Genomic DNA, 26075 nt, shown 5'->3' with positions numbered 1-26075 from the left:
TCAAGCTCCACCCTTTGATTCTAAAGGGTTTTTCCCTCAACAATGGCTCCAGTTGAGAAAGATGGGATAGCGCGCAGCACGATCGGGCGCGGCCTGAAGGAGCTCGACGAGGAAGCGGCCGAATGGCCATACGGCCGCGTCCGCCGCAGCGGCGGTGGTCGCAAGGCGGCGACCCTCAAGCAGCCCGGCTTGCGCAAGGCCTTGCTCGATCTGGTTGCCTCGGCCACCCGAGGCGATCCGCAGGCCGACCTGCTGTGGGTGAGTCGCAGTCAGCGCCATCTCGCCGCCGCGTTGGCCGATCAGGGCTACCGGGTCAGCGCCAATCTGGTCGGCCGCCTGCTCAAGGACCTCGGCTTCAGCCTGCAAGCCAACGCCAAGACCCGCGAGGGCAAGCAGCACCCTGACCGCGATGCACAGTTCCAGCACATCAACGATCGGGTCCAGCGTTTCCGGCGGTGCCGACAACCGGCCATCTCCGTCGACACCAAGAAGAAGGAGCTGGTCGGCGATTTCAGGACTGCCGGCCGAGAGCTGCGGCGCAAAGGCCGACCCCAGCCCGTGCGCGTGCACGACTTCGTCATCCCGGGAAAGGGTCGAGCGGTCCCCTACGGCGTCTACGACATTGCCGCCAATGAAGGCTGGGTCAGTGTCGGCATCAACCATGACACCGCAACCTTCGCCGTCGAGAGCATTCGTCGCTGGTGGCGGCGCATGGGGCGCAAGCGCTATCCCAAGGCCACGCGCCTGCTGATCACTGCCGATTGCGGTGGCAGCAATGGCGCTCGGGTCCGCCTCTGGAAAGTCGAGTTGCAGAACTTCGCCAACCAGACCGGCCTCGCCATCACCGTCACCCATCACCCGCCTGGCACCAGCAAGTGGAACCGCATCGAGCATCGCATGTTCGCCTTCATTACCCAGAACTGGCGCGCCAAACCTTTGCTCTCCCACAAGGTCATCGTGCAGCTCATCGCCGCCACCGACAACCTCCGGACTGACCATCGCCTGCGACATTGACGCCACGAGCTATCCCAAGAACGCAACAAGGTCTCTGATCAACAGATCAGTCAGCTCAATATTCGCTACGACCGCTTCCATCCAGACTGGAACTACACCTTCGTTCCAAAGCCCAACCGGACAGTCGCTTGACATTCGAAGCGTTTATTTCGTCACAAGCCCTTAGCAGGCTGTCGACGCAGGCGATCCCTTTGCCCTCGCCCCTGAAGGCGCCGACGACCTCATCCCAATCGTTGCGCGGGTTGAGGCAGCGGGCGGGTGGTGCTTCATCGTGCATCACGAGCGGCGGATCGGCCAGCACCCGGCCATACTGGCCCCCCATGGGAAGCGTGGGGATCTCGCTGCCGGCGCCCTCGAGCACCTCGTTGAGCTTGCGCTGCGCGGTCTCCCTCACGCCGGCGGGGACCGGCAGCAGAGTCCCCGGCGGAAGGTTGTCGGCCTGTTCCAGATAGACGAGCTGCTCGAGATTGTGCAGCGCCTGATGGGCATGCACGGCGATCGGCCCACCCCCGGCAGGCGTCATGCCGAGACGGGCGAGGCGGAGCGCGGCGCGGAAATCGGCCAGTGCTGCCGTCGGCTCGTCCAGCGCCGTCCGCACGCGCGCCAGCATGATGCGCGCGGCGTGATCCTGCGGGTCGGCCGCGACGGCCGCGAGCGCACTCTGCTTTGCCTCCGCGAGCTTGCCCAGCTGGAGGGTCATCGACGCCAGGGCGACGAGAGCGGCTACCGAAGGGTCCGACCGCACCAGGATGCGCAGTGCATCAGCCGCTTCGCCGTACCGGCCAGCGACGATGCTGCGCGAGATCGCCTCGGGGACCGGGGTTTGCGAACACGCCATGGGCGCACTCTATGAACAAGGCGGCCGCGGCCGGCAACCTCTTGCGACGGCCAAGGTCCCTCTTCCCTGGGAGCGCGCGGTCCCAGCGCGCGATCCTCTTCCTTCGCCCCAAAACGAAAGCGCCCGGTCGATGACCGGGCGTCCTGCAATCGTAAGAGCCGTGAGGGCTACGCGGCTTCCTGCTGCTCGGCCTTATCGGCCGAAGGGCCGGAATCCTGGCCCTTGGCAGCAGTGTCGCGCTCGACGAACTCGATGACGGCCATCGGCGCAGCATCGCCGTAGCGGAAACCCGCCTTCAGCACCCGCAGGTAGCCGCCGGCGCGCGCCGAGTAGCGCGGGCCGAGCGTGGTGAACAGCTTGTCGGCCACATAGGGGTCGCGCAGGAAGCCGATCGCCTGGCGGCGGGCGTGCAGGCCGCCGCGCTTGCCGAGCGTGACCAGCTTCTCGACGATAGGACGCAGATCCTTGGCCTTGTGCAGCGTGGTCGTGATCTGCTCGTGCTTGATGAGAGCACCGGCGAGATTGGAGAACATCGCCTTGCGATGCTCCGCCGTGCGGTGGAACTTCCGACCGCGATTACCGTGACGCATGAGCTAAATCCCTTCCACCGGCCTAGTACGGCTCTTCCAGCCGCTTGGCCATTTCCTCGATGTTGTCCGGCGGCCAGCCCGGGATTTCCATGCCCAGGTGGAGGCCCATGCCGGCCAGGACTTCCTTGATCTCGTTCAGCGACTTGCGGCCGAAGTTCGGCGTGCGCAGCATCTCCGCCTCGGTCTTCTGCACCAGATCGCCGATGTAGATGATGTTGTCGTTCTTCAGGCAGTTGGCCGAGCGCACCGAGAGCTCGAGCTCGTCGACCTTGCGCAGGAGGTTGCGGTTGAACGGGAAGTCGTCCTGCTGCTCCTCCTTGCGGACCTCGCGCGGCTCCTCGAAGTTGATGAAGAGCTGCAGCTGGTCCTGCAGGATGCGGGCGGCGAGCGCCACGGCGTCGTCCGGACGGGTCGTGCCGTTGGTCTCGACCGTCATCGACAGCTTGTCGTAGTCGGTGACCTGGCCGACGCGGCTGTTCTCGATCTTGTAGGAGACGCGCTTGACCGGGCTGAACACCGAATCGACCGGGATCAGGCCGATCGGCGCATCCTCGGCGCGGTTGGCCGCGGCGGGCACGTAGCCCTTGCCGGTGGCGACCATCAGCTCCATCGAGATCGAAGCGCCGTCGTCGAGCGTGCAGATCAGGTGCTTGGCATCCATGATCTGGACGTCGCCCGGCAACTCGATCATGCCCGCGGTGACCTCGCCCGGGCCGACGGCACGCAGGTAGAGACGCTGCTCGCGATCGCCCTGCATCTTGACGGCCATCGCCTTGATGTTGAGCACGATGTCGACGACGTCCTCGCGGACGCCCGGAATCGACGAGAACTCGTGCAGCACGTTGTCGATCTTGATCGACGTGACAGCGGCACCCTGGAGTGACGACAGCAGGACGCGACGCAGCGCATTGCCGAGCGTGAGACCGAAGCCGCGCTCAAGCGGCTCGGCGACGATGGTCGCGGTGCGACCGGAATCGACGCCGGCTTCGGTGACAAGCTTCTCCGGCTTGATCAGGTCCTGCCAGTTCTTCTGAAGCACGTGGGCTACCTCTCTAGACCGGTTGGTTCAGGGAATCCCGCGCCACGGCACGACGGGGACCCGTGAGTACATCGAGTGGAGCGGACGACGCGTACCCGGCGTCGCCCGGCTGAAATCAGACGCGACGACGCTTGGGCGGCCGGCAGCCGTTGTGCGGGATCGGCGTGACGTCGCGGATCGCGGTGACGGCGAGGCCGACCGCCTGCAGGGCGCGCAGCGCCGACTCGCGGCCGGAACCGGGACCGCGCACCTCGATCTCGAGGGTGCGCATGCCATGCTCCATCGCCTTGCGGCCGGCATTCTCGGCCGCCATCTGGGCGGCGAACGGCGTCGACTTGCGCGAGCCCTTGAAGCCCTGCTGGCCCGACGACGACCACGAGATGGTGTTGCCCTGGGCGTCGGTGATGGTGACGATCGTGTTGTTGAACGACGCGTTCACATGCGCCACGCCGGCGATGATGTTCTTGCGTTCCTTGCGGCGCGGACGAGCGCCGGTTGCGGCAGCGCCGCTCGCGGCGGCAGCAGGCTTGGCCATAGTGCGACTTCCTTCGAGCTTACTTCGTGACTTTCTTCTTGCCGGCGATCGGCTTGGCCGGACCCTTGCGGGTGCGCGCATTGGTATGCGTGCGCTGGCCCCGGACCGGCAGGCCGCGGCGATGCCTGAGGCCGCGATAGCAGGCGAGGTCCATCAATCGCTTGATGTTCATCGCGACTTCGCGCCGCAGATCGCCCTCGACCGAATAGTCGCGGTCGATGGTCTCGCGGATGCGGATCACCTCATCGTCGGTCAGCGTGTTGACGCGCCGCGACTCGTCGATCCCCACTTTCCCCAGGATTTCCCTGGCCTTCGCCTGGCCAATCCCGTGGATATACTGCAGCCCGACCACGACGCGCTTGGCGGTCGGAATGTTCACGCCGGCAATACGAGCCAATTTCCCAACTCCTTCAAAGACTTATGGCGCGACAGTGCGCGCCCGTAACTTGTTCGCTGGCCCCGGAAAAGCGCGCGATTATAGGGAGTCGCGCCCCCGAGTCAACGGAACTTCGACTTGTCAAGCCCCTGATAAAACCCCAGTGATTTGACGGTAAACCTCGTCCATGGCGGCCATGCCATCGACCTTCCTGAGCACCCCGCGGGTCCCGTAATAGGGCAGCAGGGGCTCGGTCTGGGCGCGGTACGCCGCCATGCGCGTCTTCATGGTCTCGGCATTATCGTCCTTGCGGCGCGTGAACTCCGTCGATCCGCAGATGTCGCAGACGCCGTCGACCTTGGGCCGCTTGAACTTGTCGTGATAGCCGGTGCCGCACTTGGCGCAGGTGAAACGGCCGACGATGCGCTCGGTCAGCGCCGTCTCGTCGACTTCCATCTCGACCACGCGATCGAGCTTCTTGCCCGCCTTGCCCAGCATCTCGTCGAGCGCCTTGGCCTGCGCCTCGGTGCGCGGAAAACCATCCAGGATGAAGCCCTTGGCGGCGTCCGGCTGGGCGATGCGGTCCTCGATCAGGCCGACCATCAGATCGTCGGGCACCAGCTCGCCCTTCTCCATGATGCCCTTGGCCTTCTTGCCGAGATCGCTGCCCGATGCCACGGCGGCGCGCAGCATGTCGCCGGTCGACAGCTGGATCAGGCCCTGTTCGCTCTGCAGGCGCTGGGCCTGGGTGCCTTTGCCGGCCCCCGGCGGCCCCAGCAGGATGATATTCATCGACGCCCCCTCAACCGGGCTTTCTTGATGAGGCCCTCATACTGATGGGCGAGCAGGTGCGCCTGGATCTGGGTGACCGTATCGAGAGTCACCGACACCACGATCAGCAGGCTGGTGCCGCCGAAATAGAATGGCACGCCACCGCGGGCGATCAGCAGCTCGGGCAGGATGCAGACCGCCGACAGGTAGATCGCACCGATCACGGTCAGCCGGTTCAGGATGTGCTCGAGGTACTCCGCCGTGTTCTTGCCCGGCCGGATGCCCGGCACGAAGCCGCCGTTCTTCTTCAGATTGTCGGCCGTGTCGGCCGGGTTGAAGACGACCGTCGTGTAGAAGAAGCAGAAGAAGACGATCAGGCCGATATAGGCGAGCAGGTAGAGCGGCTGGCCGTGACCCAGGTAGGTCGAGATCCACTGCACCCAGCCCGGCTCGCCGGCGGCACCCTGAAAACCGGCAATGGTCGCCGGGAACAGCAGCAGCGAGGAGGCGAAGATCGGCGGGATGACGCCCGACGTGTTGATCTTGAGCGGCAGGTGCGAGGCCTCGCCGCCATACATGCGGTTGCCGACCTGGCGCTTGGGATACTGCACCACGATGCGCCGCTGCGCCGTCTCGACGAACACCACGACTGCCACCACCGCCACCACGCCGATCGCCATGGCAATGATGAACAGCGCGGACAGGGCGCCGGTACGGCCGAGTTCCAAGGTCTGGATCATGGCACTGGGCAGCGCCGCGACGATACCGGCAAAGATGATCAGGGAGATGCCGTTGCCGACGCCGCGGGCGGTGATCTGCTCGCCGAGCCACATCAGGAACAGGGTGCCGCCGACCAGGGTGACCACGGTCACGAAACGGAAGAACAGGCCGGGATCGACCACCACCGGCCCGGCCGCCATGGTCTGGCTCTCCAATCCGGCCGCGATGCCGTAGGCCTGGAAGGCAGCCAGGATCACCGTGCCGTAGCGGGTGTACTGGTTGATCTTCTTGCGGCCGGCCTCGCCCTCCTTCTTCAGCGCCTCGAGCGACGGCACCACCGTCGTCAGGATCTGCATGATGATGGAGGCCGAGATGTACGGCATGATCGACAGGGCCAGCACCGACATGCGGCCGATCGAGCCGCCGGAGAAGACGTCGAGCAGGCCGGCAATGCCGCCGGCGTTCTGGGCGAACATCTCGGCCAGGGCGTGGGGATCGACGCCGGGCACCGGGATGTAGGCGCCGATGCGGAACACGACCAGGGCGGCCACGGTGAACCACAGGCGCTTCTTCAGCTCGGTCGCCTTGCCGATTGCGCCCCAGTTCAGGTTGGATGCAAGTTGTTCGGCGGCGGATGCCATGGACCCTCACGCGTGGACGACGACGACACGACAGGGACCCGTGGGTCCCTCCTGCGCTGTCGGGCTCAGGCCGCTTCGGCCACGGGCTTGGGCGGCAGTTGGACCGTGCCGCCGGCCTTCTCGACCGCGGCGATCGCCGACGCCGAGGCGCCCGCGACCGTCACTTCGATCTTGGTCTTGATCTCGCCTTTGCCAAGGAGGCGGACGCCGTCCAACGCATTCTTGAACAGGCCGGCGGCCTGCATGGCGGCGGCATCGATCGGCTTGCCGGCATCGAGGCGGTTGTCGTCGATCGCCTTCTGCAGGGCGCCGAGATTGACCTCCTGCCACCGCTTCTGGTGCGGCGGCCGGAAGCCGCGCTTGGGAATGCGCCGGTAGAGCGGCATCTGGCCGCCCTCGAAGCCCTTGATGGCGACGCCGGTACGCGACTTCTGGCCCTTGACGCCGCGGCCCGCGGTCTTGCCCTTGCCCGAGCCGATTCCGCGGCCGACGCGCATGCGCCGCTTGCGGGCGCCCGGATTGTCGGCAATCTCGTTCAGTCTCATCGTCCTGTCCCCTGCGCGTGCGCCGGCGCCCGGCCGGTCACTTCGCCTCTTCGTCGATGCGCACCAGGTGCCGCACCTTGTTGATCATGCCGCGCACCTCGGGTGTATCGATGAGCTCGCGGCTGCGATGGCGCTTGTTCAAACCCAGGCCGACCAGCGTCGCGCGCTGATCGTCCGTGCGGCCGATCGGGCTGCCGGTCTGGGTGATCTTGATCTTCTTCTCGCTGGCCATGTGCCTGTTCCTTCGCTCCGCCGTCAGGCGGCTGCCTCGACCACGGTATCGTCGCGCCGGCCGAGCAGGTCGCCCACCTTCTTGCCGCGGCGCGTCGCGACCATGCGCGGCGAGTTGAGCAGCTGCAGGGCGGCGAACGTCGCCTTGATCATGTTGTGCGGGTTGGACGTGCCGACCGACTTGGCGACGATGTCCTTGACGCCCAGCGTCTCGAACACGGCGCGCATCGGGCCGCCGGCGATGATGCCGGTACCGGCCGGAGCGGCGCGCAGCGTCACCTTGCCGGCGCCGAAGCGGCCTTTGACGTCGTGGTGCAGCGTGCGGCCGTCGCGCAGCGGGATGCGGACCAGGCCGCGCTTGGCCGCCTCGGTCGCCTTGCGGATCGCCTCGGGCACCTCGCGCGCCTTGCCGGCGCCGTGGCCAACCCGGCCGCGCTGGTCGCCGACGACGACGATCGCCGCAAAAGCGAAGCGCCGGCCGCCCTTCACGACCTTGGCCACGCGATTGATGGTGACGAGCTTGTCCTTCAGTTCATTTTCTTCGTCGTGACCGCGATCGCGGCCACGATCACGATCGCGCGGGCCACGGCCGGAACCACCGGGTGAACGAGCCATGTGCTAACTCCTCAGAACGACAGGCCGCCCTCACGGGCGGCATTGGCCAGCGCCGCGACGCGGCCATGGAACATGTAACCGCCGCGGTCGAAGATGACTTCCTTGACGCCGGCGGCGATGGCGCGCTCGGCGATCAGCTTGCCGACCTCGGCCGCCGCGCTCTTGTCGGCGCCGGTCTTGATCCGGCCCTTGACCCCTTCGTCGAGCGACGAGGCGGAGGCCAGGGTGGCGCCCTTCAGGTCGTCGATGACCTGGGCATAGATGTGCTTGCCCGAGCGGAACACGCTGAGGCGCGGACGGCCGCCGGCGGCTTGGCGGAGCGCGTGGCGCGTGCGCCGCTGACGACGGGCGAAAAGGGCGTTGCGATCGGACATGGTGGTCTCGCCTTACTTCTTCTTGCCTTCCTTGCGACGGATCTTCTCGGTCGAGTACTTGATGCCCTTGCCCTTGTAGGGCTCGGGCGGACGCAGGCTGCGGATTTCCGCCGCCAGCTGACCGACCTTCTGACGATCCGACCCGGTGATCTCGACCTCGGTCGGCTTGACCGCCTTGATCTGGATGCCGGCAGGAATGGCGACTTCGACGTCGTGGCTGTAGCCGAGCTGCAGCTTCAGCATCTTGGCATCGGCCTGGGCGCGATAGCCGACGCCATTGATCTCGAGATTGATGGTGAAGCCGTCAGACACGCCCTTCACCAGGTTGCTGGCGAGGTTGCGCGCGGTGCCCCACTGGGTGCGGGCCCGCCGGCTGTCGGTGCGCGGCTTGAAGACGAGCTTGTCGCCGTCGCGGGCGACCGACACGTCGTCATGCACCATGAGCTCGAGCTCGCCACGCTTGCCCTTGGCCTTGAGATGCTGGCCCTTGAGGTCGATGGTGACGCCCGCGGGGACCAGGACAGGGTTCTTGCCGACTCGCGACATGGTCAGAACACCTTGCAGATGACTTCGCCGCCGACATTGGCGGCACGCGCCTCGGCGTCGGACATGACGCCGCGCGGCGTGGACAGGATCGAGATGCCGAGACCGTTGAAGTGACGCGGCAGCTCGCGGATCTTCGAATAGACGCGGCGGCCTGGGGTCGAGACCCGCTTGATCTCGCGGATCACCGGCCGGCCGTTGTCGTATTTGAGCTCGACGCGGAGCTCCTTGACGCCCGGCCGCAGCTCTTCCTCGAACCAGCCGCGGATGTAGCCCTCGCGCTGCAGCACATCGAGCACGTTCGACCGCAGGCGCGAGGCCGGCACGGTCACGCTGTCGAGGCGCGCCGACTGGCCGTTGCGGATGCGGGTCAGCAAATCACCGACGGGATCTGTCATCGCCATGATCTACGGTCCCCCGTTACCAGCTCGACTTCACGACGCCGGGCAGAGCGCCCAGCGAAGCGAGCTGCCTGAGCGCCACGCGCGACAGCTTGAATTTACGATACACCGCGCGCGGACGGCCGGTGATCTCGCAGCGATTGCGAATGCGCGTCGGCGAGGAATTGCGCGGCAGCTCGGCGAGCTTAAGCCGCGCGCCGAAGCGCTCCTCCGGCGACAGCGTGTCGTCGACCGCCATCTCCTTGAGCTGGGCGCGCTTGGCAGCGTACTGCTTCGCCATCTTGGCGCGCCGATTGTTCTTTTCGACCGAACTCGTCTTGGCCATGTGATTCTCCGGCCTCAGTTCACGAACGGGAAGTCGAAGCCTCGCAGAAGCGCTCTCGCTTCCGCATCGGTCTTCGCCGTCGTGCAGATGATGATGTCCATGCCGCGCACCAGGTCGACCTTGTCGTAGTCGATCTCCGGGAACACGATCTGCTCCTTCAAGCCCATGGCGTAGTTGCCGTTGCCGTCGAACGACTTGGCGTTGAGCCCGCGGAAATCGCGGACGCGCGGCAGGGCAATGTTGATCAGGCGGTCGACGAACTCGTACATGCGGTCGCGGCGCAGCGTGACCTTGGCGCCGATCGCCATGCCCTCACGCAGCTTGAAGGTCGCGATCGACTTGCGCGACTTGGTGATCACAGGCTTCTGGCCGGTGATCGCCGTCAGGTCGGCAACCGCGCCATCGACAGCCTTGCGATCATTGACCGCCTCGCCGACGCCCATGTTGATGACGACCTTGTCGAGCTTCGGCACCTCGAAGGGGTTCTTGTAGGAGAACTCCTTGGTCAGCGCTTCGCGGATGGTGTTGGTGTAGCGTTCTTGCAGTCGCGCGGGCATGGCCCGTTCTCCTAGCGGTCGATGGTCTCGCCGGAGGCGCGCGCGATGCGCACCTTGCGGCCGTCTTCCAGGAAACGGAAGCCGATCTTCGTCGGCTTGTCCGATTTGGGATCCAGCAGGGCCACGTTGGAGACGTGGATCGCGGCCTCGCGTTCGATGATGCCGCCGGCGTCGGTCCGGCTCGGCTTGGTGTGGCGCTTGATGACGTTCACGCCGGAGACGACCACGCGCTGCTCGGTCGGCAGCACGCGCAGCACGTCGCCCACTCGGCCCTTGCTGCGGCCGGCGATAACCTTGACCCGGTCGCCTTTCCTGATCTTGAGCTTGACGGACATGGCGGCTCCTAGAGGACTTCCGGCGCGAGCGAGATGATCTTCATGAACTTCTTGGCGCGCAGCTCGCGCGTCACCGGTCCGAAGATGCGGGTGCCGATCGGCTCGTCCTGCTTGCTGATGAGGACCGCGGCATTGCGGTCAAAGCGGATGGCGCTGCCGTCGGGACGGCGCAGCGCGAACGAGGTGCGCACCACGACGGCGCGATGGACCTCGCCTTTCTTGACGCGGCCGCGCGGGATCGCCTCCTTGATGGAGACGACGATGACATCGCCGACGCTGGCATACTTGCGGCGCGAGCCGCCCAGCACCTTGATGCACTGAACCCGACGGGCGCCGGAATTGTCGGCGACCTCGAGATTGGTTCGCATCTGGATCATGATCGTCGCTCCGTCGCGCTAGGCGTTTGCGCCTTCGACCAGAACTTCCCAGTTCTTGGTGCGAGACAGGGGCCGGCATTCGCGGATGCGCACGTTCTGACCGACCTTGCCCTTGAAGGCGTTGGTCTCGTCATGGGCGTGGTACTTCTTCGACCGCCGGATGAACTTCTTGTAGATCGGATGCTGGACGCGGCGCTCGACCTTGACGACAATGGTCTTGTCCATCTTGTCGCTGACGACGACGCCTTCGAGAATTCGCTTCGGCATATACGGCTCCTTAACCCGCTTGCTTCTCGCCCAGCACCGTCTTGATGCGGGCGATGTCGCGCCGGACCTGGCGCGCACGGGCGGTCTTCTGCAGCTGGCCGCTGGCCTTCTGGAAACGCAGGTTGAATGCTTCCTTGCGCAGGTTGCCCAGCTCTTCCTTGAGCTGGTCGTTGGTGCGGGGACGCAGATCGCTGGCCTTCATGGCTCTCTCCTTCTCCCCTAGGCGCCGATGCGCGCGACGAAGCGCGTCTTGATCGGCAGCTTGGCGGCGGCGAGCTCGAGCGCCTCGCGCGCCACCGTCACCGACACGCCGTCGAGCTCGAACAGCACGCGGCCGGGCTTGACGCGCGCCGCCCAGAATTCCGGCGCGCCCTTGCCCGAGCCCATGCGGACCTCGGCCGGCTTCTTCGAGATCGGCACGTCCGGGAACACCCGGATCCACACGCGGCCGGCACGCTTCATGTGGCGCGTGATGGCACGGCGGGCAGCCTCGATCTGGCGCGCGGTCAGGCGGTCGGGCTCCATCGCCTTCAGCCCGAACGAGCCGAAGTCGAGGTTGAAGCCGCCCTTGGCAGCGCCGTGGATACGGCCCTTGAAGGCCTTGCGGTACTTGGTGCGTTTCGGTTGCAGCATGGCGAATTACGCGTCCCTCTGCTCGCCGCGGTCGACACGCGTCGGCGTACGCTGCGGCGCAGCCTCCTCGGCGCGCTTGTCGTGCGCCATCGGGTCGTGCGCCATGATCTCGCCCTTGAACACCCAGACCTTGACGCCGCAGGTGCCGAAGGTGGTGAAGGCGGTGGCGGTGCCGTAGTCGATGTCGGCGCGCAGCGTGTGCAGCGGCACGCGACCCTCGCGGTACCATTCCATGCGGGCGATCTCGGCGCCGCCCAGGCGGCCCGAGCAGTTGATACGGATACCCTGGGCGCCCAGCCGCATGGCCGACTGCACCGCCCGCTTCATGGCGCGCCGGAAGGCGACACGACGCTCGAGCTGCTGGGCGATGTTCTCGGCGATCAGCGTGGCGTCGATCTCCGGCTTGCGAATCTCGACGATGTTCAGCGCCACCTCGCCCTTGGTCATCTTGGCGAGGTCGGAGCGCAGCTTCTCGATGTCGGCGCCCTTCTTGCCGATCACCACGCCCGGCCGCGCGGTGTGGATGGTGACACGCGCACGCTTGGCCGGACGCTCGATGACGATCTTGGCCACGCCCGCCTGCGACAGCCGCTCGCGCAGCATCTTGCGGATGTGGATGTCCTCGTGGAGCATCTTGGAGTATTCGCCGCCCTCGGCGTACCACCGCGAGTCCCACGTCCGGTTGATGCCGAGCCGCAGGCCGATCGGATTGACCTTCTGACCCATTACTTGTCCTCCGCCTCGGCGCGCTCGCGCACCACGATCGTGAGATGGCTGAACGGCTTGACGACGCTGGCTGCGCGGCCGCGACCGCGCGTGTGGAAGCGCTTCATCGACAGGCTCTTGCCGACCGACGCTTCCGCGACGATCAGGCGATCGACGTCGAGATTGTGGTTGTTCTCAGCATTGGCGATGGCCGAGTTCAGCGCCTTCTTCACATCCTGGGCGATGCGCTTCTTCGAGAAGGTGAGCTCGTTGACGGCCGACGCCGCCTTCTTGCCGCGGATGGTGGCGGCCACGAGGTCGAGCTTGCGCGGGCTGACGCGGATGGTGCGCAGCACGGCCTTGGCCTCGTTGTCCGCCTCGCGGCGGGGAGCGGATGGCTTGCTCATCGCGTTAATCCTTCGAGACCTTCTTGTCGCCCGCATGGGAGTGGAAGGTGCGGGTCGGCGAGAACTCGCCGAGCTTGTGACCGACCATCTCCTCGGTGACGTTCACCGGGATGAACTTCTTGCCGTTGTAGACGCCGAACGTCAGGCCGACGAATTGCGGCAGGATCGTCGAGCGGCGCGACCAGGTCCTGATCACCTCGCTGCGAATCGACTGCCGCGCCTTCTCGGCCTTCCTGATCAGGCTGCCTTCGACGAAGGGACCCTTCCAAACGGAACGTGCCACTGTCCTGTCTCCTCAATCCGTCAGCGCGTCGCGTGGCGACGGCGGATGATGTACTTGTCCGTCGCCTTGTTCTTGCGCGTCTTCTTGCCCTTGGTCGGCTTGCCCCAGGGCGTCACCGGGTGGCGGCCGCCGGAGGTGCGGCCTTCGCCGCCGCCGTGCGGATGGTCGACCGGGTTCATGGCCACGCCGCGAACCACCGGACGACGTCCGAGCCAGCGGCTGCGTCCGGCCTTGCCGACCACCGTGTTCTGGTTGTCCGGGTTGGAGACCGCGCCCACCGTGGCCAGGCACTCGCTCGGCACGACGCGCAACTCGCCGGAGCTGAGCTTGATCTGGGCGTAGCCGGAGTCCTTGCCGACCAGCTGGGCGTAGTTGCCGGCCGAGCGCGCGAGCTTGCCGCCGGCGCCCTTCTTCAGCTCGACATTGTGCACGATCGTGCCGACCGGCATGTTGCCGAGCGGCATCGCGTTACCTGGCTTGATGTCGACACGCTCGCCGGCCACCACCTCGTCGCCCGCCTTCACGCGCTGCGGCGCCAGAATGTAGGCGAGCTCGCCGTCGGTGTACTTGATCAGGGCGATGAAGGCCGACCGGTTGGGATCGTACTCCAGCCGCTCGACGGTCGCCGTGACGCCGAACTTGGCGCGACGCTTGAAATCGATCGTGCGCAGCCGGCGCTTGTGGCCACCGCCCATGTGATGGCTGGTGATGTGGCCATGGTTGTTGCGGCCGCCGGTGTTGTGCTTGCCGCGCGTCAGCGCCTTGACCGGCTTGCCCTTCCACAGGCCTTCGCGATCGACGATGACCAGCTGGCGCAGCGACGGCGTGATCGGTTTGTAACTCTTGAGAGCCATATCTCTTTCCCCCGTCCTACAGGCCCGTGGTCACGTCGATCTTGTGACCATCGACCAGCGAGACGATCGCCTTCTTCCAGTCGCTCCGCACGCCCGGACGGCCGCGGAATACCTTGCTCTTGCCCTTCACCGTGACGGTGTTGACCGCCTTGACCTTGACCTTGAACAGACCCTCGATGGCCTGCTTGATCTCCGGCTTGGTGGCATCGCGGGCGACGCGGAACGTCACCTGGCCATGCTCGGAGCCGTTGGTGGTCTTCTCGGTGATCAGCGGCGAGCGGATCACTTCGTACATGCGTGCGCGCGACACGACAGCCGGCTTGGCGCTCATTGCAGGCGCTCCTCGAGATGCTTGACCGCGTCCTTGGTCAGAACGAGCGTATCGCGACGCAGGATGTCGTAGACGTTGGCGCCCTGCTGCGGCAGCACGTCGACATGGGCGATGTTGGCGGCCGCCCGCGCGAAGTTGACGTCGACCTCAGCGCCGGCGATGACCAGCGCGTTGGCAATGCCCAGGCTGCCGAAATTGGCGATCAGCTTGGCGGTCTTGGGCTCGGCGAGCGCCGCCGCCTCGACCACCACCAGCTTGCCTTCGGCCGCCTTGGCCGACAGCGCCGTGCGCAGCGCTAGCTTGCGCACCTTCTTCGGCAGGTCGGAGGCATGACTGCGCACGACCGGGCCGAACGCCTTGCCGCCGCCGCGAAACTGCGGCGCCGCCTCGTTGCCGTGGCGGGCCCGGCCGGTGCCCTTCTGGGCGTACATCTTCTTGGCCGTCGCCGTCACTTCGGAACGGCCCTTGGTCTTGTGCGTGCCCTGCTGTCGACGCGACAGCTGCCACACCACGCAGCGCTGCAGGATGTCCTTGCGGACGGGAACGGCAAACACGGCATCGGCGAGATCGATCTCGCCGGCGCTACCGCCCTCGATGGTCTTGACCGCGATCTTCATGATTCAGTTCCTGCGTGCTGGCTCAGGCCGCCGGACCGGCATCGGCCGGGGCAGCAGCTTCAGCGGCCTTGCGCAGGCCGGCCGGATAGGGCGCGTCCTTCGGCCGGGCGCGCTTGGAAGCGTCCTTGACGATGATGTAGCCGCCGCGCGGGCCGGGCACCGCACCCGCCACCAGCAGCAGGCCGTTCTCGTCGTCGGCCGCGACCACCTTGAGGTTCTGCGTCGTCACACGCTCGTGGCCGTAGTGACCGGCCATCTTCTTGCCCGGGAAGGTGCGGCCCGGATCCTGGCGGTTACCGGTCGAACCATGGCTGCGATGCGACACCGACACGCCGTGGCTGGCTTCGAGGCCGTGGAAGTTCCAGCGCACCATCGAGCCGGTGAAGCCGCGACCGATCGTGGTGCCGACGACATCGACGAACTGGCCAGCCACGAAGTGGCTCGGCACCAGCTCGGCGCCGACTTCGAGCACGGCGTCCTTCGCGACGCGGAACTCGACGAGCTTCTTCTTGGGCTCGACCTTGGCCTTGGCGAAGTGGCCGCGCATCGGCTGGCTGACGTTCTTCACCTTGGCCTTGCCGTAGCCGAGCTGGACGGCGGTGTAACGATCCTTCTCCTCGGAGCGCACCGCAACCACCTGCAGATTGTCCACCTTCAGAACGGTGACGGGCACGTGCTCTCCCGCGTCGTTGAAGACGCGGGTCATGCCGACCTTCTGGGCGACGAGACCGCAACGCATGGTCCTGTTCCTTCTTCCCTGGTTCTTCCGGCTCGTCGTCCGATCAGGCGCCGAGCTTGATTTCGACGTCGACGCCGGAGGCGAGGTCGAGCTTCATCAACGCGTCGACCGTCTGCGGCGTCGGATCGACGATGTCGAGCACGCGCTTGTGGGTGCGGATCTCGAACTGCTCGCGCGACTTCTTGTCGATGTGCGGCGAGCGGTTCACCGTGAACTTCTCAATTTCCGTCGGCAGCGGAATCGGCCCGCGCACCTGGGCGCCGGTACGCTTGGCCGTGCTGACGATCTCGCTGGTCGAGGTATCGAGCACGCGATGATCGAATGCCTTCAGCCGGATCCGGATATTAGTGTTGTCCATGGTGTGCGTCCGCCGCCCGTTGGCCTGGATTACTTGACGATCTTGGTGACGACGCCGGCGCCGACGGTTCGGCCGCCCTCGCGGATGGCGAAACGCAGGCCCTCGTCCATCGCGATCGGCTGGATCAGCTCCACCACCATCCGCGCATTGTCGCCCGGCATCACCATCTCGGTGCCTTCCGGCAGCGTCACCACACCGGTCACGTCGGTCGTCCGGAAGTAGAACTGCGGACGGTAGTTGGTGAAGAACGGCGTATGACGGCCGCCCTCCTCCTTCGTCAGGATGTACGCCTCGGCCTCGAAGTTGGTGTGCGGCGTGATCGAGCCCGGCTTGGCCAGCACCTGGCCGCGCTCCACGTCCTCACGACCCACGCCGCGCAGCAACGCACCGATGTTGTCGCCCGCCTCGCCCTGGTCCAGCAGCTTGCGGAACATCTCGACGCCCGTCACGACCGTCTTCGTCGTCGCCTTCAGACCGACGATCTCGATCTCCTCGCCAACCTTCACGATCCCGCGCTCGACGCGGCCCGTAACCACCGTGCCGCGGCCCGAGATCGAGAACACGTCCTCGATCGGCATCAGAAACGGCTTGTCCTTGTCGCGCGTCGGCTGCGGGATGTAGCGGTCGACCTCCGCCATCAGCTGCAGCACCGCCTGCTCGCCGATCTCCGGCTGCTTGTCCTCCAGTGCGCACAGCGCAGAGCCGCGGATCACCGGGATGTCGTCGCCCGGGAACTGGTAGCTCTTCAACAGCTCGCGAACCTCAAGCTCGACCAGGTCCAGAAGCTCCGGATCGTCCACCATGTCCGTCTTGTTCATGAACACAACCAGCGCCGGAACCCCGACCTGGCGCGCCAGCAGGATGTGCTCGCGCGTCTGCGGCATCGGGCCGTCCGCCGCGCTCACCACCAAAATCGCCCCGTCCATCTGGGCGGCACCCGTGATCATGTTCTTCACGTAGTCGGCATGGCCCGGGCAGTCGACGTGCGCGTAGTGCCGATTCTGCGTCTCGTACTCGACGTGCGCCGTCGAGATCGTGATGCCACGCTCGCGCTCCTCCGGCGCCTTGTCGATCTGGTCGTACGCCGTGTACGTCGCGCCACCCGTCTTCGCCAGAATCTTCGTGATCGCCGCCGTCAGCGACGTCTTGCCATGGTCGACGTGGCCGATCGTGCCGATGTTGCAGTGCGGCTTGTTGCGCTCGAATTTCGCCTTGCCCATTGTCTTGATCCCTAATCAGTCGGTCCTGGTTCGATCGGCGGTGCGTCAGCCCGCCAGCTTGGCGACAACTTCGTCCGCCACCGCCTGCGGTACAGGCGCGTAGTGGTCGAAGGTCATGGTGTAGGCCGCGCGCCCCTGGGTCATCGACCGCAGGGTGTTCACGTAGCCGAACATGTTAGCCAACGGCACCATGGCCTCGATGACCTGCGCGTTGCCGCGCGCCTCCATGCCGAGGATCTGGCCACGCCGGCTGTTGAGATCGCCGATGCAGTCGCCCATGTAGTCGTCCGGCGTCACCACCTCGACCTTCATGATCGGCTCCAGCAGCTTGCACTGCGCCTTCTGCAGGCCTTCCTTGAAGGCCGCACGGGCGGCGATCTCGAACGCCAGAACGCTCGAATCGACGTCGTGGTAGGCGCCGTCGACCAATGTCACCTTGAAGTCGATCACCGGGAAGCCGGCCAACACGCCGGTCTCGCGCGACGCCTCGAGGCCCTTCTCAACGCCCGGGATGTACTCCTTGGGCACCGAGCCGCCGACGACCTTGCTGTCGAAGCTGTAGCCCGAGCCCGGTTCGCCCGGCTCGAACACCAGCTTGATGCGGGCAAACTGGCCCGAGCCGCCGCTCTGCTTCTTGTGCGTGTAGTCGATCTCGGCGCGGCGTCCCAGCGTCTCGCGATAGGCGACCTGCGGCGCACCGACATTGGCATCAACCTTGTAGGTGCGCTTCAGGATGTCGACCTTGATCTCGAGATGGAGCTCGCCCATGCCCTTTATGACGGTCTGGCCCGTCTCCTGGTCGGTCGAGACGCGGAAGGTCGGATCCTCCTGGACGAGGCGGCCGAGCGCCTGGCCCATCTTCTCCTGGTCGGCTTTCGACTTGGGCTCGATGGCGAGCTCGATGACCGGATCGGGGAAGTCCATCCGCTCGAGGATCACCGGATGGTCGGGGCTGCACAGCGTGTCGCCGGTGGTGACGCTCTTAAGCCCAGCCAGGGCGATGATGTCGCCCGCACGTGCTTCCTTGACGTCCTCACGGTTGTTGGCGTGCATCAGCAGCATGCGGCCGATACGTTCCTTGCGGTCCTTGGTGCTGTTCAGCACGCCGGTCGCCGACTCGAGCACACCCGAATAGACACGGGCGAAGGTCAGCGAGCCGACGAACGGATCGGTCATGATCTTGAAGGCGAGCGCCGACAACGGCGCATCGTCGCTCGACGGCAGCGTGATCGCCTCGTCGCTGCCCATCTTGACGCCCTTGACGTCGGCCACGTCGGTCGGCGCCGGAAGGTAGTTGATGACGGCGTCGAGCATGGGCTGAACGCCCTTGTTCTTAAAGGCCGAGCCGCACAGCACGGGCACGAAGGCGTAAGAAATCGTGCCCTTGCGGATGCACTTGATCAGCGTGTCGTAGTCGGGCTCCTCGCCGCCCAAGTACTTCTCCAGGGCTGCATCGTCCTGCTCGACCGCCATCTCGAGCATCTTGTGGCGCCATTCGGCGGCCTGCTCCTTGAGGTCGTCGGGAATCTCGACGATTTCGTACTTCGCGCCGAGCGTCTCCTCGAGCCAAATGATCGCCTTGTTGGCGACCAGATCGACCAGGCCCTTGTAACCGCCCTCGACTCCGATCGGCATTTGCGTGACCAGCGGCTTGCTGCCGAGGCGATCGCGGATCATGTCGACGGTGCGCCAGAAATTGGCGCCGGTGCGATCCATCTTGTTGACGAAGCAGATGCGCGGCACGCCGTACTTGTCGGCCTGGCGCCACACCGTCTCCGATTGCGGCTCGACCCCGGCAACGCTGTCGAAAACGCAAACGGCGCCGTCGAGCACGCGCAGGCTGCGCTCGACCTCGATGGTGAAGTCGACGTGGCCCGGGGTGTCGATGATGTTGACGCGGAAGGAGGGACCGGCGAACGGCCCGGCCTCAGTCTTCCAGAAGGCGGTCGTGGCGGCCGAGGTGATGGTGATGCCGCGCTCCTGCTCCTGCTCCATCCAGTCCATGGTCGCGGCGCCGTCGTGGACTTCGCCGATCTTATGCGACTTGCCGGTGTAGTAGAGGATACGCTCGGTCGTGGTCGTCTTGCCGGCGTCGATATGCGCCATGATACCGATATTGCGGTAGTGCGCGATGGGGGTGGTGCGAGCCATGGAGGGGGCTTTCTCGAAGGGGCTTCTAGCTACCAGCGGTAATGGGCAAACGCCTTGTTGGCGTCAGCCATCTTGTGGGTGTCCTCACGCTTCTTGACCGCGTTGCCGCGGCGATTGAAGGCGTCGAGCAGTTCGGCCGAGAGCTTCTCTTTCATGCTGTGGCCCGAGCGATCGCGGGCTGCCTGGATGATCCAGCGGATGGCCAGGGCTTGGCGGCGCTCAGGGCGCACCTCGACGGGAACCTGGTAGGTGGCGCCGCCGACTCGGCGCGAACGGACCTCGACGGCCGGCTTGACGTTCTCCAGCGCCTCGTGGAAGGCCGGCACCGGATCCTGCTTGAGCTTGGACTCGATCTCGTCGAGGGCGCCGTAGACAACGCGCTCGGCGACCGACTTCTTACCACGCTCCATCAGCGTGTTCATGAACTTGGAGAGAACGACATCGCCGAACTTGGCGTCCGGCAGGACTTCGCGTTTCTCAGCTGCGCGACGACGGGACATGTGTGCTCCTCCCCGCCTTACTTCGGACGCTTGGCGCCGTACTTCGAACGGCGTTGCTTGCGGTCCTTGACGCCCTGCGTATCGAGGGTGCCGCGAATAATGTGGTAGCGCACGCCGGGCAGATCCTTGACGCGACCGCCGCGGATCATGACCACCGAGTGCTCCTGAAGATTGTGACCCTCGCCGGGGATGTAGCTCACCACCTCGTAGCCGTTGGTGAGGCGCACCTTGGCGACCTTGCGCAGCGCCGAGTTCGGCTTCTTGGGGGTCGTCGTGTAGACGCGCGTGCAGACGCCGCGCTTCTGCGGGCAGGCCTGCAGCGCCGGCACCTTGTTGCGTGCGGTGAGGCCGTGGCGCTGCTTGCGGATCAACTGGTTAATGGTCGGCATCGACTTCCGGTTTCCTAATCGCCGTCTCGGGTCCACCCAACGTCGAGGCAACGGTGCAAAGCGAATGCGCGGGCATGGCGGCAAGAGCGCAGCCCCGCGCGAACAAAACTCTGCGGCCGAACGGCCTCACTTGTAGCGGTCCTCGACGTCAGGCTGCGTTTAGGCTTTTGGCCTACCACCAGCCCCTCGACGAGGTGGCGCGCTTATATGGCCGCGGCTCTTGGGCGTCAAGCACGCCGCATCGCATTTCTCATTGATTTCGTTGGCTATTCTCGGCGTGTCCGTAACGACTCGTTCCTGACGCGGCCGTCATCCTGAGCGCAAGAATATTTTACCACATGTTGGGGGTTGCGTTGGGACGGACACAAGAATGCCATGATCGACGCCCGCGTCATGTTCCTGTGATCCGCTGGGGGCGCGCCCCTGCAGCGGCGCGATCATTGTCGATCACACAGAAGACGCGCCCTGGAGCGGCCCGCCCCCAGCAGTCGCTTGAGCATCCATGGTCCGCCCATCCATTGCATCAAGGCCACAAGCGACTCGGAACTTTGCCCGCCGTTAGCCAGCCAGTTTACTTCACGCCCCCTGTAGGTTATCCAGTCAACATGTTGCGCATTGATCCGCGCTGGGTCTCGGCCACCAAAGGTACCACCTTCGGGGCAGGGCTCTTCGTGCGCGTGATCGTCTTCTGACCTAACTGCGACAAGACCCCTGGCCCCGCCGCGATGGTGGGGCCCTGCGCAGCGGTCCCGCCTCCGGCAAATGGAAGCGAGACCTGAGATGCACGCCTGCAGGAAGATGCCGCCCACGCCAGTGCTGGAGACGCAGCGCCTGACCCTGCGTCCGCTCAGCGCCCAGGATGTCCCGGCGATCCAGCGTCGGTTCCCACAGTGGGAGGTCGTCCGCTACCTCGACGCCAAGGTGCCCTGGCCCTATCCAGCCGATGGCGCAGCGCGCTACGTCGCCAACCGCCTCAACAGCATGGCGCGCGGCGACCGCTCGCACTGGGCGATCGTTCCCCGGCGCGGGCCGCAGGAGGCGATCGGCCTGATCGGGCTGAAGCCGGACGACGGCGTCTGCTCCAGCCAGTGCGGCTTCTGGATCGATCTCGAGTTCCAGCGCCGCGGCCTCATGATGGAGGCGCTGGACAGCGTCACCGGTTACGCCTTCGACGACCTCGAGTGGCCGCATCTGTGGTCGACCAATGCCCAGGAAAACCATCCCTCGCGCCGGATCAAGGAGCGCCAGGGGGCCCGTCTGGTCGACCTGGTGATCGGCCGCCATGTCGGCGGCGAGACCACGCACATGGTCTGGCTGCTGACCCGGGAGAGTTGGACCTGCAGCGAGCAGCGGAGCCGGAAGAAGGGCCGCCATGCCAAGGGCCGGGTTCCAAAGGCGATCGCCGAGGCCTTTACCTAACCCATGGATTGTCCTCGCCTGCTCTGGCGTCCCGAAGCGTGAAGCAATGAGGGCCGTCAGCTCACGCTGACGGCCCTCGATTTCAGGCTTGGTAGAAAGCCTCAGTCCGCCGCCTGCTCCTCCTCGAGGATGGGCGGCAGCACGCGGGTCTCGGACTCGCCGCTGGCGGCGAGGATGGCGCGATCGCGCTGCGCGGCGATCGCCTTCAGGCGGTTGACCACGCCACCGGTGCCGGCCGGGATCAGGCGGCCGACGATGACGTTCTCCTTGAGACCCTGCAGGGTGTCGACACGGCCGGACACCGCCGCCTCGGTGAGCACGCGCGTGGTCTCCTGGAACGACGCCGCCGAGATGAACGACTTGGTCTGCAGGCTGGCCTTGGTGATGCCGAGCAGCACCGGGTCGGCCTTGGCGACCTTCATGTTCTCGAGCTTGAGCTTGGCGTTCTCGAGCTCGAACTCCTGCTTGTCGATCTGCTCGCCGATCAGGAAGGTCGAATCGCCGGCGTCGGTGATCTCGACCTTCTGCAGCATCTGACGCGCGATCGTCTCGATGTGCTTGTCGTTGATCTTCACGCCCTGCAGTCGATAGACCTCCTGGATCTCGTTGACCAGGTACTCGGCCAGCTTCTCGATGCCGAGGACGCGCAGGATGTCGTGCGGCACGGGGTTGCCGTCGATCAGAAGATCGCCGCGCTCGACATAGTCGCCCTCCTGGACGGCAATGCGCTTGCCCTTGGGGATCAGGTACTCGACCGGCTCGAGCTCCTTGCCGTCCGCCCCGGTGCCTTCCGGCACGATCAGGATGCGGCGCTTGCTCTTGTAGTCCTTGCCGAACTCGATGCGGCCGGCGATGTCGCAAATGATCGCGAAATCCTTCGGCTTGCGCGCCTCGAACAGCTCGGCGACGCGCGGCAGACCGCCGGTGATGTCGCGGTTCTTGCCGCCCTCGCGCGGGATACGCGCCAGGATATCGCCGGCATGGACCTCCTGCCCGTTCTCGACTGACAGGACCGAGTCGAGCGACAGCAGGTAGCGCGCCTCCTGGCCGTTGGCCAGCATGATCGGGTTGCCCTCGGCATCGTGGATGGCGATGCGCGGGCGCAGATCGCCGCCGCGCGGCTGACCCTTCCAGTCGACGACGACGCGGTTCGAGATGCCGGTCGAATCGTCGATCACCTCGCGCATCGACACGCCTTCGACCAGGTCGACATAGACCGCCTTGCCCGCCTTCTCGGTGATGATCGGCAGGGTGTAGGGATCCCACTCAGCGAGCTTCTGGCCCTTGGCGACCGGCGATTCGTTGTCGACCAGCAGGCGGGCACCGTAGGGCACGCGATGCTTGGCGCGCTCGCGCTGGGCGCCGTCGATCAGCACCAGCTCGGTGTTGCGGCCCATCACCACCGGCACGCCGGCGCTGTTGACCACGACGTTGCGGTTGCGCACCTGGATGAAGCCGTCGTGGCTCGCCTCGACGTTCGACTGCTCGGCGCCGCGCTGCGCCGCGCCGCCGATGTGGAAAGTGCGCATGGTGAGCTGGGTGCCCGGCTCGCCGATCGACTGGGCGGCGATGACGCCGACCGCCTCGCCGATGTTGACCGGCGTGCCGCGCGCCAGGTCGCGGCCGTAGCACTTGCCGCAGACGCCGATCTTGGTGTCGCAGGTCAGCACCGAGCGGATGCGCATCTCCTCGATGCCGGCCTTCTCGATCTGCTCGACCTTGACCTCGTCGATCAGCTCGCCGGCCTTGGAGATGACCGTGCCGTTCACCGGATCGATGACGTCATCGAGCGCCGTGCGGCCGAGCACGCGCTCGCTCAACGGCTCGATGATGTCGCCGCCATCGACCACGGCGCGCATGGTCAGGCCGCGCTCGGTGCCGCAATCCTCCTCGAAGATGATGCAGTCCTGCGCCACGTCGACGAGGCGACGCGTCAGGTAACCCGAGTTGGCGGTCTTGAGCGCGGTGTCGGCCAGGCCCTTGCGGGCGCCGTGGGTGGAGTTGAAGTACTCCAGCACCGACAGGCCTTCCTTGAAGTTCGAGATGATCGGCGTCTCGATGATCTCGCCCGACGGCTTGGTCATCAGGCCGCGCATGCCGGCGAGCTGCTTCATCTGCGTCGCCGAGCCGCGCGCACCGGAATGGGCCATCATCCACACCGCGTTGACCGGACGACCCGGCCGCGGCGTCGAGATGCCCTTCATCATTTCGTCGGCCACGCGATCGGAGCAGCGCGACCAGGCGTCGACCACCTTGTTGTACTTCTCGCCCGAGGTGATCAGGCCGTCCTGATACTGCTGCTCGTACTCCTTGACCTCCTTTGTGGTCTGGCTGACCAGCTTCTCCTTGGTCGCCGGAATGACCAGGTCGTCCTTGCCGAACGAGATGCCGGCGCGGCAGGCGTGGTAGAAGCCCAGACCCATCAGGCGGTCGGCGAAGATCACCGTCTCCTTCTGGCCGCAGTGACGATAGACCGCGTCGATGACGTTCTGCAGGTCCTTCTTGGTCAGCAGGCGGTTGATCAGCGAGAACGGCAGGTTGGGATGACGCGGCAGGATCTGCGCCAGCAGGATGCGGCCCGGCGTGGTCTCGACCACGCGGCTGGCCAGCACGCCCTTGTCGTCATAGGCCTCCAGGCGCGCCTTGATCTTGGCGTGCATGGAGAGCGAGCGTTTGTGCAGCGCGTGCTCGAGCTCGCCGATGTCGGAGAACAGCGAGCCCTCGCCCGCCTCGCCCTCGCGCTCGAGCGTGATGTAATAGATGCCGAGGACGATGTCCTGGCTGGGCACGATGATCGGCTTGCCGCTGGCAGGCGAGAGGATGTTGTTGGTCGACATCATCAGCACGCGCGCCTCGAGCTGGGCTTCCAGCGACAGCGGCACGTGAACCGCCATCTGGTCGCCGTCGAAGTCGGCATTGAACGCGGTGCAGACCAGCGGATGGAGCTGGATCGCCTTGCCCTCGATCAGCACCGGCTCGAAGGCCTGGATGCCGAGGCGATGCAGGGTCGGAGCGCGGTTAAGCAGCACCGGGTGCTCGCGGATAACCTCCTCGAGGATGTCCCACACCTCCGGCCGCTCCTTCTCGACCATTCGCTTGGCGGCCTTGATGGTGTTGGCCATGCCGTAGGCCTGCAGGCGCGAGTAGATGAACGGCTTGAACAGCTCGAGGGCCATCTTCTTCGGCAGGCCGCACTGGTGCAGCTTGAGCTCGGGGCCGACCACGATGACCGAGCGGCCCGAGTAGTCGACGCGCTTGCCGAGCAGGTTCTGGCGGAAGCGGCCCTGCTTGCCCTTGAGCATGTCGGAGAGCGACTTCAGCGGACGCTTGTTGGCGCCGGTGATGACGCGGCCGCGGCGACCGTTGTCGAACAGCGCGTCGACCGACTCCTGCAGCATGCGCTTCTCGTTGCGCACGATGATGTCGGGCGCGCGCAGCTCGATCAGCCGCTTCAGGCGGTTGTTGCGGTTGATGACGCGTCGGTAGAGGTCGTTCAGGTCGGAGGTGGCGAAGCGGCCGCCGTCGAGCGGCACCAACGGGCGCAGCTCGGGCGGGATCACCGGCACCAGCTCGAGGATCATCCACTCGGGCCGGGCGCCCGATTCGAGGAAGTTCTCGCAAAGCTTCAGCCGCTTGACCAGCTTCTTGCGCTTGGCTTCCGACGTCGTCTCGCGCAGCTCCTCGCGCAGGCGCGGACGCTCGTCCTCGAGGTTGATCTCGGCCAGCATGGCGCGGATCGCCTCGGCGCCGATCTCGGCCTCGAACGAGCCCTCGCCATAGTCGTCGAGCGCCTGCAGATACTGCTCCTCGTTCAGCAGCTCACGGTACTTGAGCGGCGTCAGGCCGGGCTGGGTGACGACGTAGTTCTCGAAATAGAGGATGCGCTCGAGGTCGCGCAGCGTCATGTCGAGCAGCAGGCCGATGCGGCTCGGCAGCGACTTCAGGAACCAGATGTGCGCCACCGGCGAGGCGAGCTCGATGTGGCCCATGCGCTCGCGACGCACCTTGGTGAGCGTCACCTCGACGCCGCACTTCTCGCAGGTGATGCCGCGGAACTTCATGCGCTTGTACTTGCCGCACAGGCACTCGTAGTCCTTGATCGGCCCGAAGATGCGGGCGCAGAACAGGCCATCGCGCTCCGGCTTGAAGGTCCGGTAATTGATGGTCTCCGGCTTCTTGATCTCGCCGTGGCTCCAGGCGCGGATGCGCTCGGGGCTGGCGATCGAGATGCGGATCTCGTCGAAGGTCGGCGTGCCCTGCGGCTGGCCCAATACATTGATGAGGTCGGTCATCGTGTGAGTCCTGGGGGTTCGGTGGACTTGATTCGCGAAAACTCCGGGCGGTCGGCCACGTTCGGATGGCCGGCCGGTCCGCC

Annotated in this window: 34 protein-coding genes and 1 pseudogene; 2 read left to right on the top strand and 33 right to left on the bottom strand. The window is 65.9% G+C overall.

The genetic code is table 11. From position 1 onward, the window contains the following. Nucleotides 1–42 precede the first annotated feature (42 nt). Nucleotides 43–1146, top strand: a pseudogene (locus ACILR9_RS07925) (ISAzo13 family transposase); the annotation flags it as partial. On the opposite strand, the gene ACILR9_RS07920 reads toward ACILR9_RS07925, so the two are convergent. The 32 genes from ACILR9_RS07920 to rpsL form a co-directional block, all read right to left on the bottom strand. After that, entirely contained in the window at nt 1070–1852 is a 783-nt protein-coding gene (locus tag ACILR9_RS07920) for a tetratricopeptide repeat protein (protein WP_395709367.1), read from the bottom strand. The pseudogene ACILR9_RS07925 and the gene ACILR9_RS07920 sit on opposite strands and share 77 nt — an antisense overlap. A 167-nt stretch (nt 1853–2019) precedes the next feature. Next, nucleotides 2020–2442, bottom strand: a complete 423-nt coding sequence (rplQ, locus tag ACILR9_RS07915; RefSeq protein ID WP_395709366.1) for a 50S ribosomal protein L17 — start codon at nt 2440–2442, stop codon at nt 2020–2022. Nucleotides 2443–2464: 22 nt separating this feature from the next. Then, entirely contained in the window at nt 2465–3481 is a 1017-nt protein-coding gene (locus ACILR9_RS07910; protein ID WP_395709365.1) for a DNA-directed RNA polymerase subunit alpha, read from the bottom strand. 115 nt (nt 3482–3596) lie between these two features. Beyond that, a complete protein-coding gene (rpsK, locus tag ACILR9_RS07905; protein WP_395709364.1) occupies nt 3597–4016 on the bottom strand; it encodes a 30S ribosomal protein S11 in 420 nt (139 codons plus the stop codon). 19 nt (nt 4017–4035) lie between these two features. Continuing rightward, a complete protein-coding gene (gene rpsM, locus ACILR9_RS07900; protein ID WP_395709363.1) occupies nt 4036–4413 on the bottom strand; it encodes a 30S ribosomal protein S13 in 378 nt (125 codons plus the stop codon). Nucleotides 4414–4533: 120 nt separating this feature from the next. Further along, nucleotides 4534–5184, bottom strand: a complete 651-nt coding sequence (locus ACILR9_RS07895) for an adenylate kinase (RefSeq protein ID WP_395709362.1) — start codon at nt 5182–5184, stop codon at nt 4534–4536. After that, nucleotides 5181–6524: a preprotein translocase subunit SecY gene (gene secY / locus ACILR9_RS07890; RefSeq protein ID WP_395709361.1), complete on the bottom strand. Its 1344-nt coding sequence runs from the start codon at nt 6522–6524 to the stop codon at nt 5181–5183. The genes ACILR9_RS07895 and secY overlap by 4 nt, the downstream gene beginning before the upstream one ends. A gap of 65 nt (nt 6525–6589) precedes the next feature. Further along, nucleotides 6590–7069: a 50S ribosomal protein L15 gene (gene rplO / locus ACILR9_RS07885; RefSeq protein WP_395709360.1), complete on the bottom strand. Its 480-nt coding sequence runs from the start codon at nt 7067–7069 to the stop codon at nt 6590–6592. 37 nt (nt 7070–7106) lie between these two features. After that, on the bottom strand, nt 7107–7301 hold the full coding sequence (gene rpmD, locus ACILR9_RS07880) for a 50S ribosomal protein L30 (protein WP_395709359.1): 195 nt from the start codon (nt 7299–7301) through the stop codon (nt 7107–7109). A 23-nt stretch (nt 7302–7324) separates the two neighbouring features. Further along, nucleotides 7325–7915, bottom strand: a complete 591-nt coding sequence (rpsE, locus tag ACILR9_RS07875) for a 30S ribosomal protein S5 (protein WP_395709358.1) — start codon at nt 7913–7915, stop codon at nt 7325–7327. 11 nt (nt 7916–7926) lie between these two features. Continuing rightward, nucleotides 7927–8289 (bottom strand): 50S ribosomal protein L18, encoded by a 363-nt coding sequence (gene rplR, locus ACILR9_RS07870; RefSeq protein ID WP_395709357.1) that lies wholly within the window; start codon nt 8287–8289, stop codon nt 7927–7929. A gap of 12 nt (nt 8290–8301) precedes the next feature. Further along, entirely contained in the window at nt 8302–8835 is a 534-nt protein-coding gene (gene rplF / locus ACILR9_RS07865; protein WP_395709356.1) for a 50S ribosomal protein L6, read from the bottom strand. A gap of 2 nt (nt 8836–8837) precedes the next feature. After that, a complete protein-coding gene (gene rpsH, locus ACILR9_RS07860; RefSeq protein WP_395709355.1) occupies nt 8838–9236 on the bottom strand; it encodes a 30S ribosomal protein S8 in 399 nt (132 codons plus the stop codon). A 16-nt stretch (nt 9237–9252) separates the two neighbouring features. Beyond that, a complete protein-coding gene (rpsN, locus tag ACILR9_RS07855; RefSeq protein WP_395709354.1) occupies nt 9253–9558 on the bottom strand; it encodes a 30S ribosomal protein S14 in 306 nt (101 codons plus the stop codon). Between the two features lie 14 nt (nt 9559–9572). After that, nucleotides 9573–10115 (bottom strand): 50S ribosomal protein L5, encoded by a 543-nt coding sequence (gene rplE / locus ACILR9_RS07850; protein WP_395709353.1) that lies wholly within the window; start codon nt 10113–10115, stop codon nt 9573–9575. Nucleotides 10116–10126: 11 nt separating this feature from the next. Continuing rightward, nucleotides 10127–10450 carry a 50S ribosomal protein L24 gene (gene rplX, locus ACILR9_RS07845; RefSeq protein WP_395709352.1) on the bottom strand — a complete coding sequence of 108 codons (324 nt, stop codon included), beginning with the start codon at nt 10448–10450 and terminating at the stop codon, nt 10127–10129. 8 nt (nt 10451–10458) lie between these two features. Then, nucleotides 10459–10827, bottom strand: a complete 369-nt coding sequence (gene rplN, locus ACILR9_RS07840; RefSeq protein ID WP_395709351.1) for a 50S ribosomal protein L14 — start codon at nt 10825–10827, stop codon at nt 10459–10461. An 18-nt stretch (nt 10828–10845) separates the two neighbouring features. Continuing rightward, nucleotides 10846–11094 (bottom strand): 30S ribosomal protein S17, encoded by a 249-nt coding sequence (gene rpsQ / locus ACILR9_RS07835; protein ID WP_395709350.1) that lies wholly within the window; start codon nt 11092–11094, stop codon nt 10846–10848. A 10-nt stretch (nt 11095–11104) separates the two neighbouring features. Next, on the bottom strand, nt 11105–11296 hold the full coding sequence (gene rpmC / locus ACILR9_RS07830) for a 50S ribosomal protein L29 (protein ID WP_395709349.1): 192 nt from the start codon (nt 11294–11296) through the stop codon (nt 11105–11107). Nucleotides 11297–11313: 17 nt separating this feature from the next. Then, nucleotides 11314–11727: a 50S ribosomal protein L16 gene (rplP, locus tag ACILR9_RS07825; protein WP_395709348.1), complete on the bottom strand. Its 414-nt coding sequence runs from the start codon at nt 11725–11727 to the stop codon at nt 11314–11316. Nucleotides 11728–11733: 6 nt separating this feature from the next. Further along, entirely contained in the window at nt 11734–12453 is a 720-nt protein-coding gene (rpsC, locus tag ACILR9_RS07820; RefSeq protein WP_395709347.1) for a 30S ribosomal protein S3, read from the bottom strand. Further along, entirely contained in the window at nt 12453–12839 is a 387-nt protein-coding gene (rplV, locus tag ACILR9_RS07815; RefSeq protein WP_395709346.1) for a 50S ribosomal protein L22, read from the bottom strand. Before rplV ends, rpsC begins: the two co-directional genes overlap by 1 nt. A 4-nt stretch (nt 12840–12843) precedes the next feature. After that, nucleotides 12844–13122: a 30S ribosomal protein S19 gene (gene rpsS, locus ACILR9_RS07810; protein WP_395709345.1), complete on the bottom strand. Its 279-nt coding sequence runs from the start codon at nt 13120–13122 to the stop codon at nt 12844–12846. A gap of 20 nt (nt 13123–13142) precedes the next feature. Beyond that, nucleotides 13143–13976: a 50S ribosomal protein L2 gene (gene rplB, locus ACILR9_RS07805; protein ID WP_395709344.1), complete on the bottom strand. Its 834-nt coding sequence runs from the start codon at nt 13974–13976 to the stop codon at nt 13143–13145. A 16-nt stretch (nt 13977–13992) separates the two neighbouring features. Further along, complete coding sequence (locus ACILR9_RS07800; RefSeq protein ID WP_395709343.1) at nt 13993–14307, bottom strand: 50S ribosomal protein L23; 315 nt, start codon at nt 14305–14307, stop codon at nt 13993–13995. Then, nucleotides 14304–14924, bottom strand: coding sequence for a 50S ribosomal protein L4 (rplD, locus tag ACILR9_RS07795; protein WP_395709342.1), 621 nt, complete (start codon nt 14922–14924; stop codon nt 14304–14306). The genes ACILR9_RS07800 and rplD overlap by 4 nt, the downstream gene beginning before the upstream one ends. A 22-nt stretch (nt 14925–14946) precedes the next feature. Beyond that, complete coding sequence (gene rplC / locus ACILR9_RS07790) at nt 14947–15663, bottom strand: 50S ribosomal protein L3 (RefSeq protein ID WP_395709341.1); 717 nt, start codon at nt 15661–15663, stop codon at nt 14947–14949. A 43-nt stretch (nt 15664–15706) separates the two neighbouring features. Beyond that, entirely contained in the window at nt 15707–16021 is a 315-nt protein-coding gene (gene rpsJ, locus ACILR9_RS07785) for a 30S ribosomal protein S10 (RefSeq protein WP_395709340.1), read from the bottom strand. Nucleotides 16022–16050: 29 nt separating this feature from the next. After that, entirely contained in the window at nt 16051–17241 is a 1191-nt protein-coding gene (gene tuf / locus ACILR9_RS07780) for an elongation factor Tu (RefSeq protein WP_395709339.1), read from the bottom strand. 45 nt (nt 17242–17286) lie between these two features. Then, nucleotides 17287–19392 carry an elongation factor G gene (gene fusA / locus ACILR9_RS07775; protein WP_395709338.1) on the bottom strand — a complete coding sequence of 702 codons (2106 nt, stop codon included), beginning with the start codon at nt 19390–19392 and terminating at the stop codon, nt 17287–17289. 29 nt (nt 19393–19421) lie between these two features. Further along, nucleotides 19422–19892 (bottom strand): 30S ribosomal protein S7, encoded by a 471-nt coding sequence (gene rpsG, locus ACILR9_RS07770; protein WP_395709337.1) that lies wholly within the window; start codon nt 19890–19892, stop codon nt 19422–19424. 17 nt (nt 19893–19909) lie between these two features. Further along, entirely contained in the window at nt 19910–20281 is a 372-nt protein-coding gene (rpsL, locus tag ACILR9_RS07765) for a 30S ribosomal protein S12 (protein WP_395709336.1), read from the bottom strand. 780 nt (nt 20282–21061) lie between these two features. Here rpsL and ACILR9_RS07760 point away from each other — a divergent pair. After that, the gene (locus ACILR9_RS07760) at nt 21062–21700 is read left to right on the top strand and encodes a GNAT family N-acetyltransferase (RefSeq protein ID WP_395709335.1); all 639 of its coding nucleotides are present in this window, start codon (nt 21062–21064) and stop codon (nt 21698–21700) included. A gap of 101 nt (nt 21701–21801) precedes the next feature. Here ACILR9_RS07760 and rpoC read toward each other — a convergent pair whose 3' ends face one another. Next, the gene (rpoC, locus tag ACILR9_RS07755) at nt 21802–25992 is read right to left on the bottom strand and encodes a DNA-directed RNA polymerase subunit beta' (RefSeq protein WP_395709334.1); all 4191 of its coding nucleotides are present in this window, start codon (nt 25990–25992) and stop codon (nt 21802–21804) included. Nucleotides 25993–26075 lie beyond the last annotated feature (83 nt).

The organism is Reyranella sp., assembly GCF_044224635.1.
Lineage (GTDB): Bacteria > Pseudomonadota > Alphaproteobacteria > Reyranellales > Reyranellaceae > Reyranella.
Note: the sequence above shows the minus strand (reverse complement) of the source record. Positions and strands in the feature narration are given on the sequence as shown.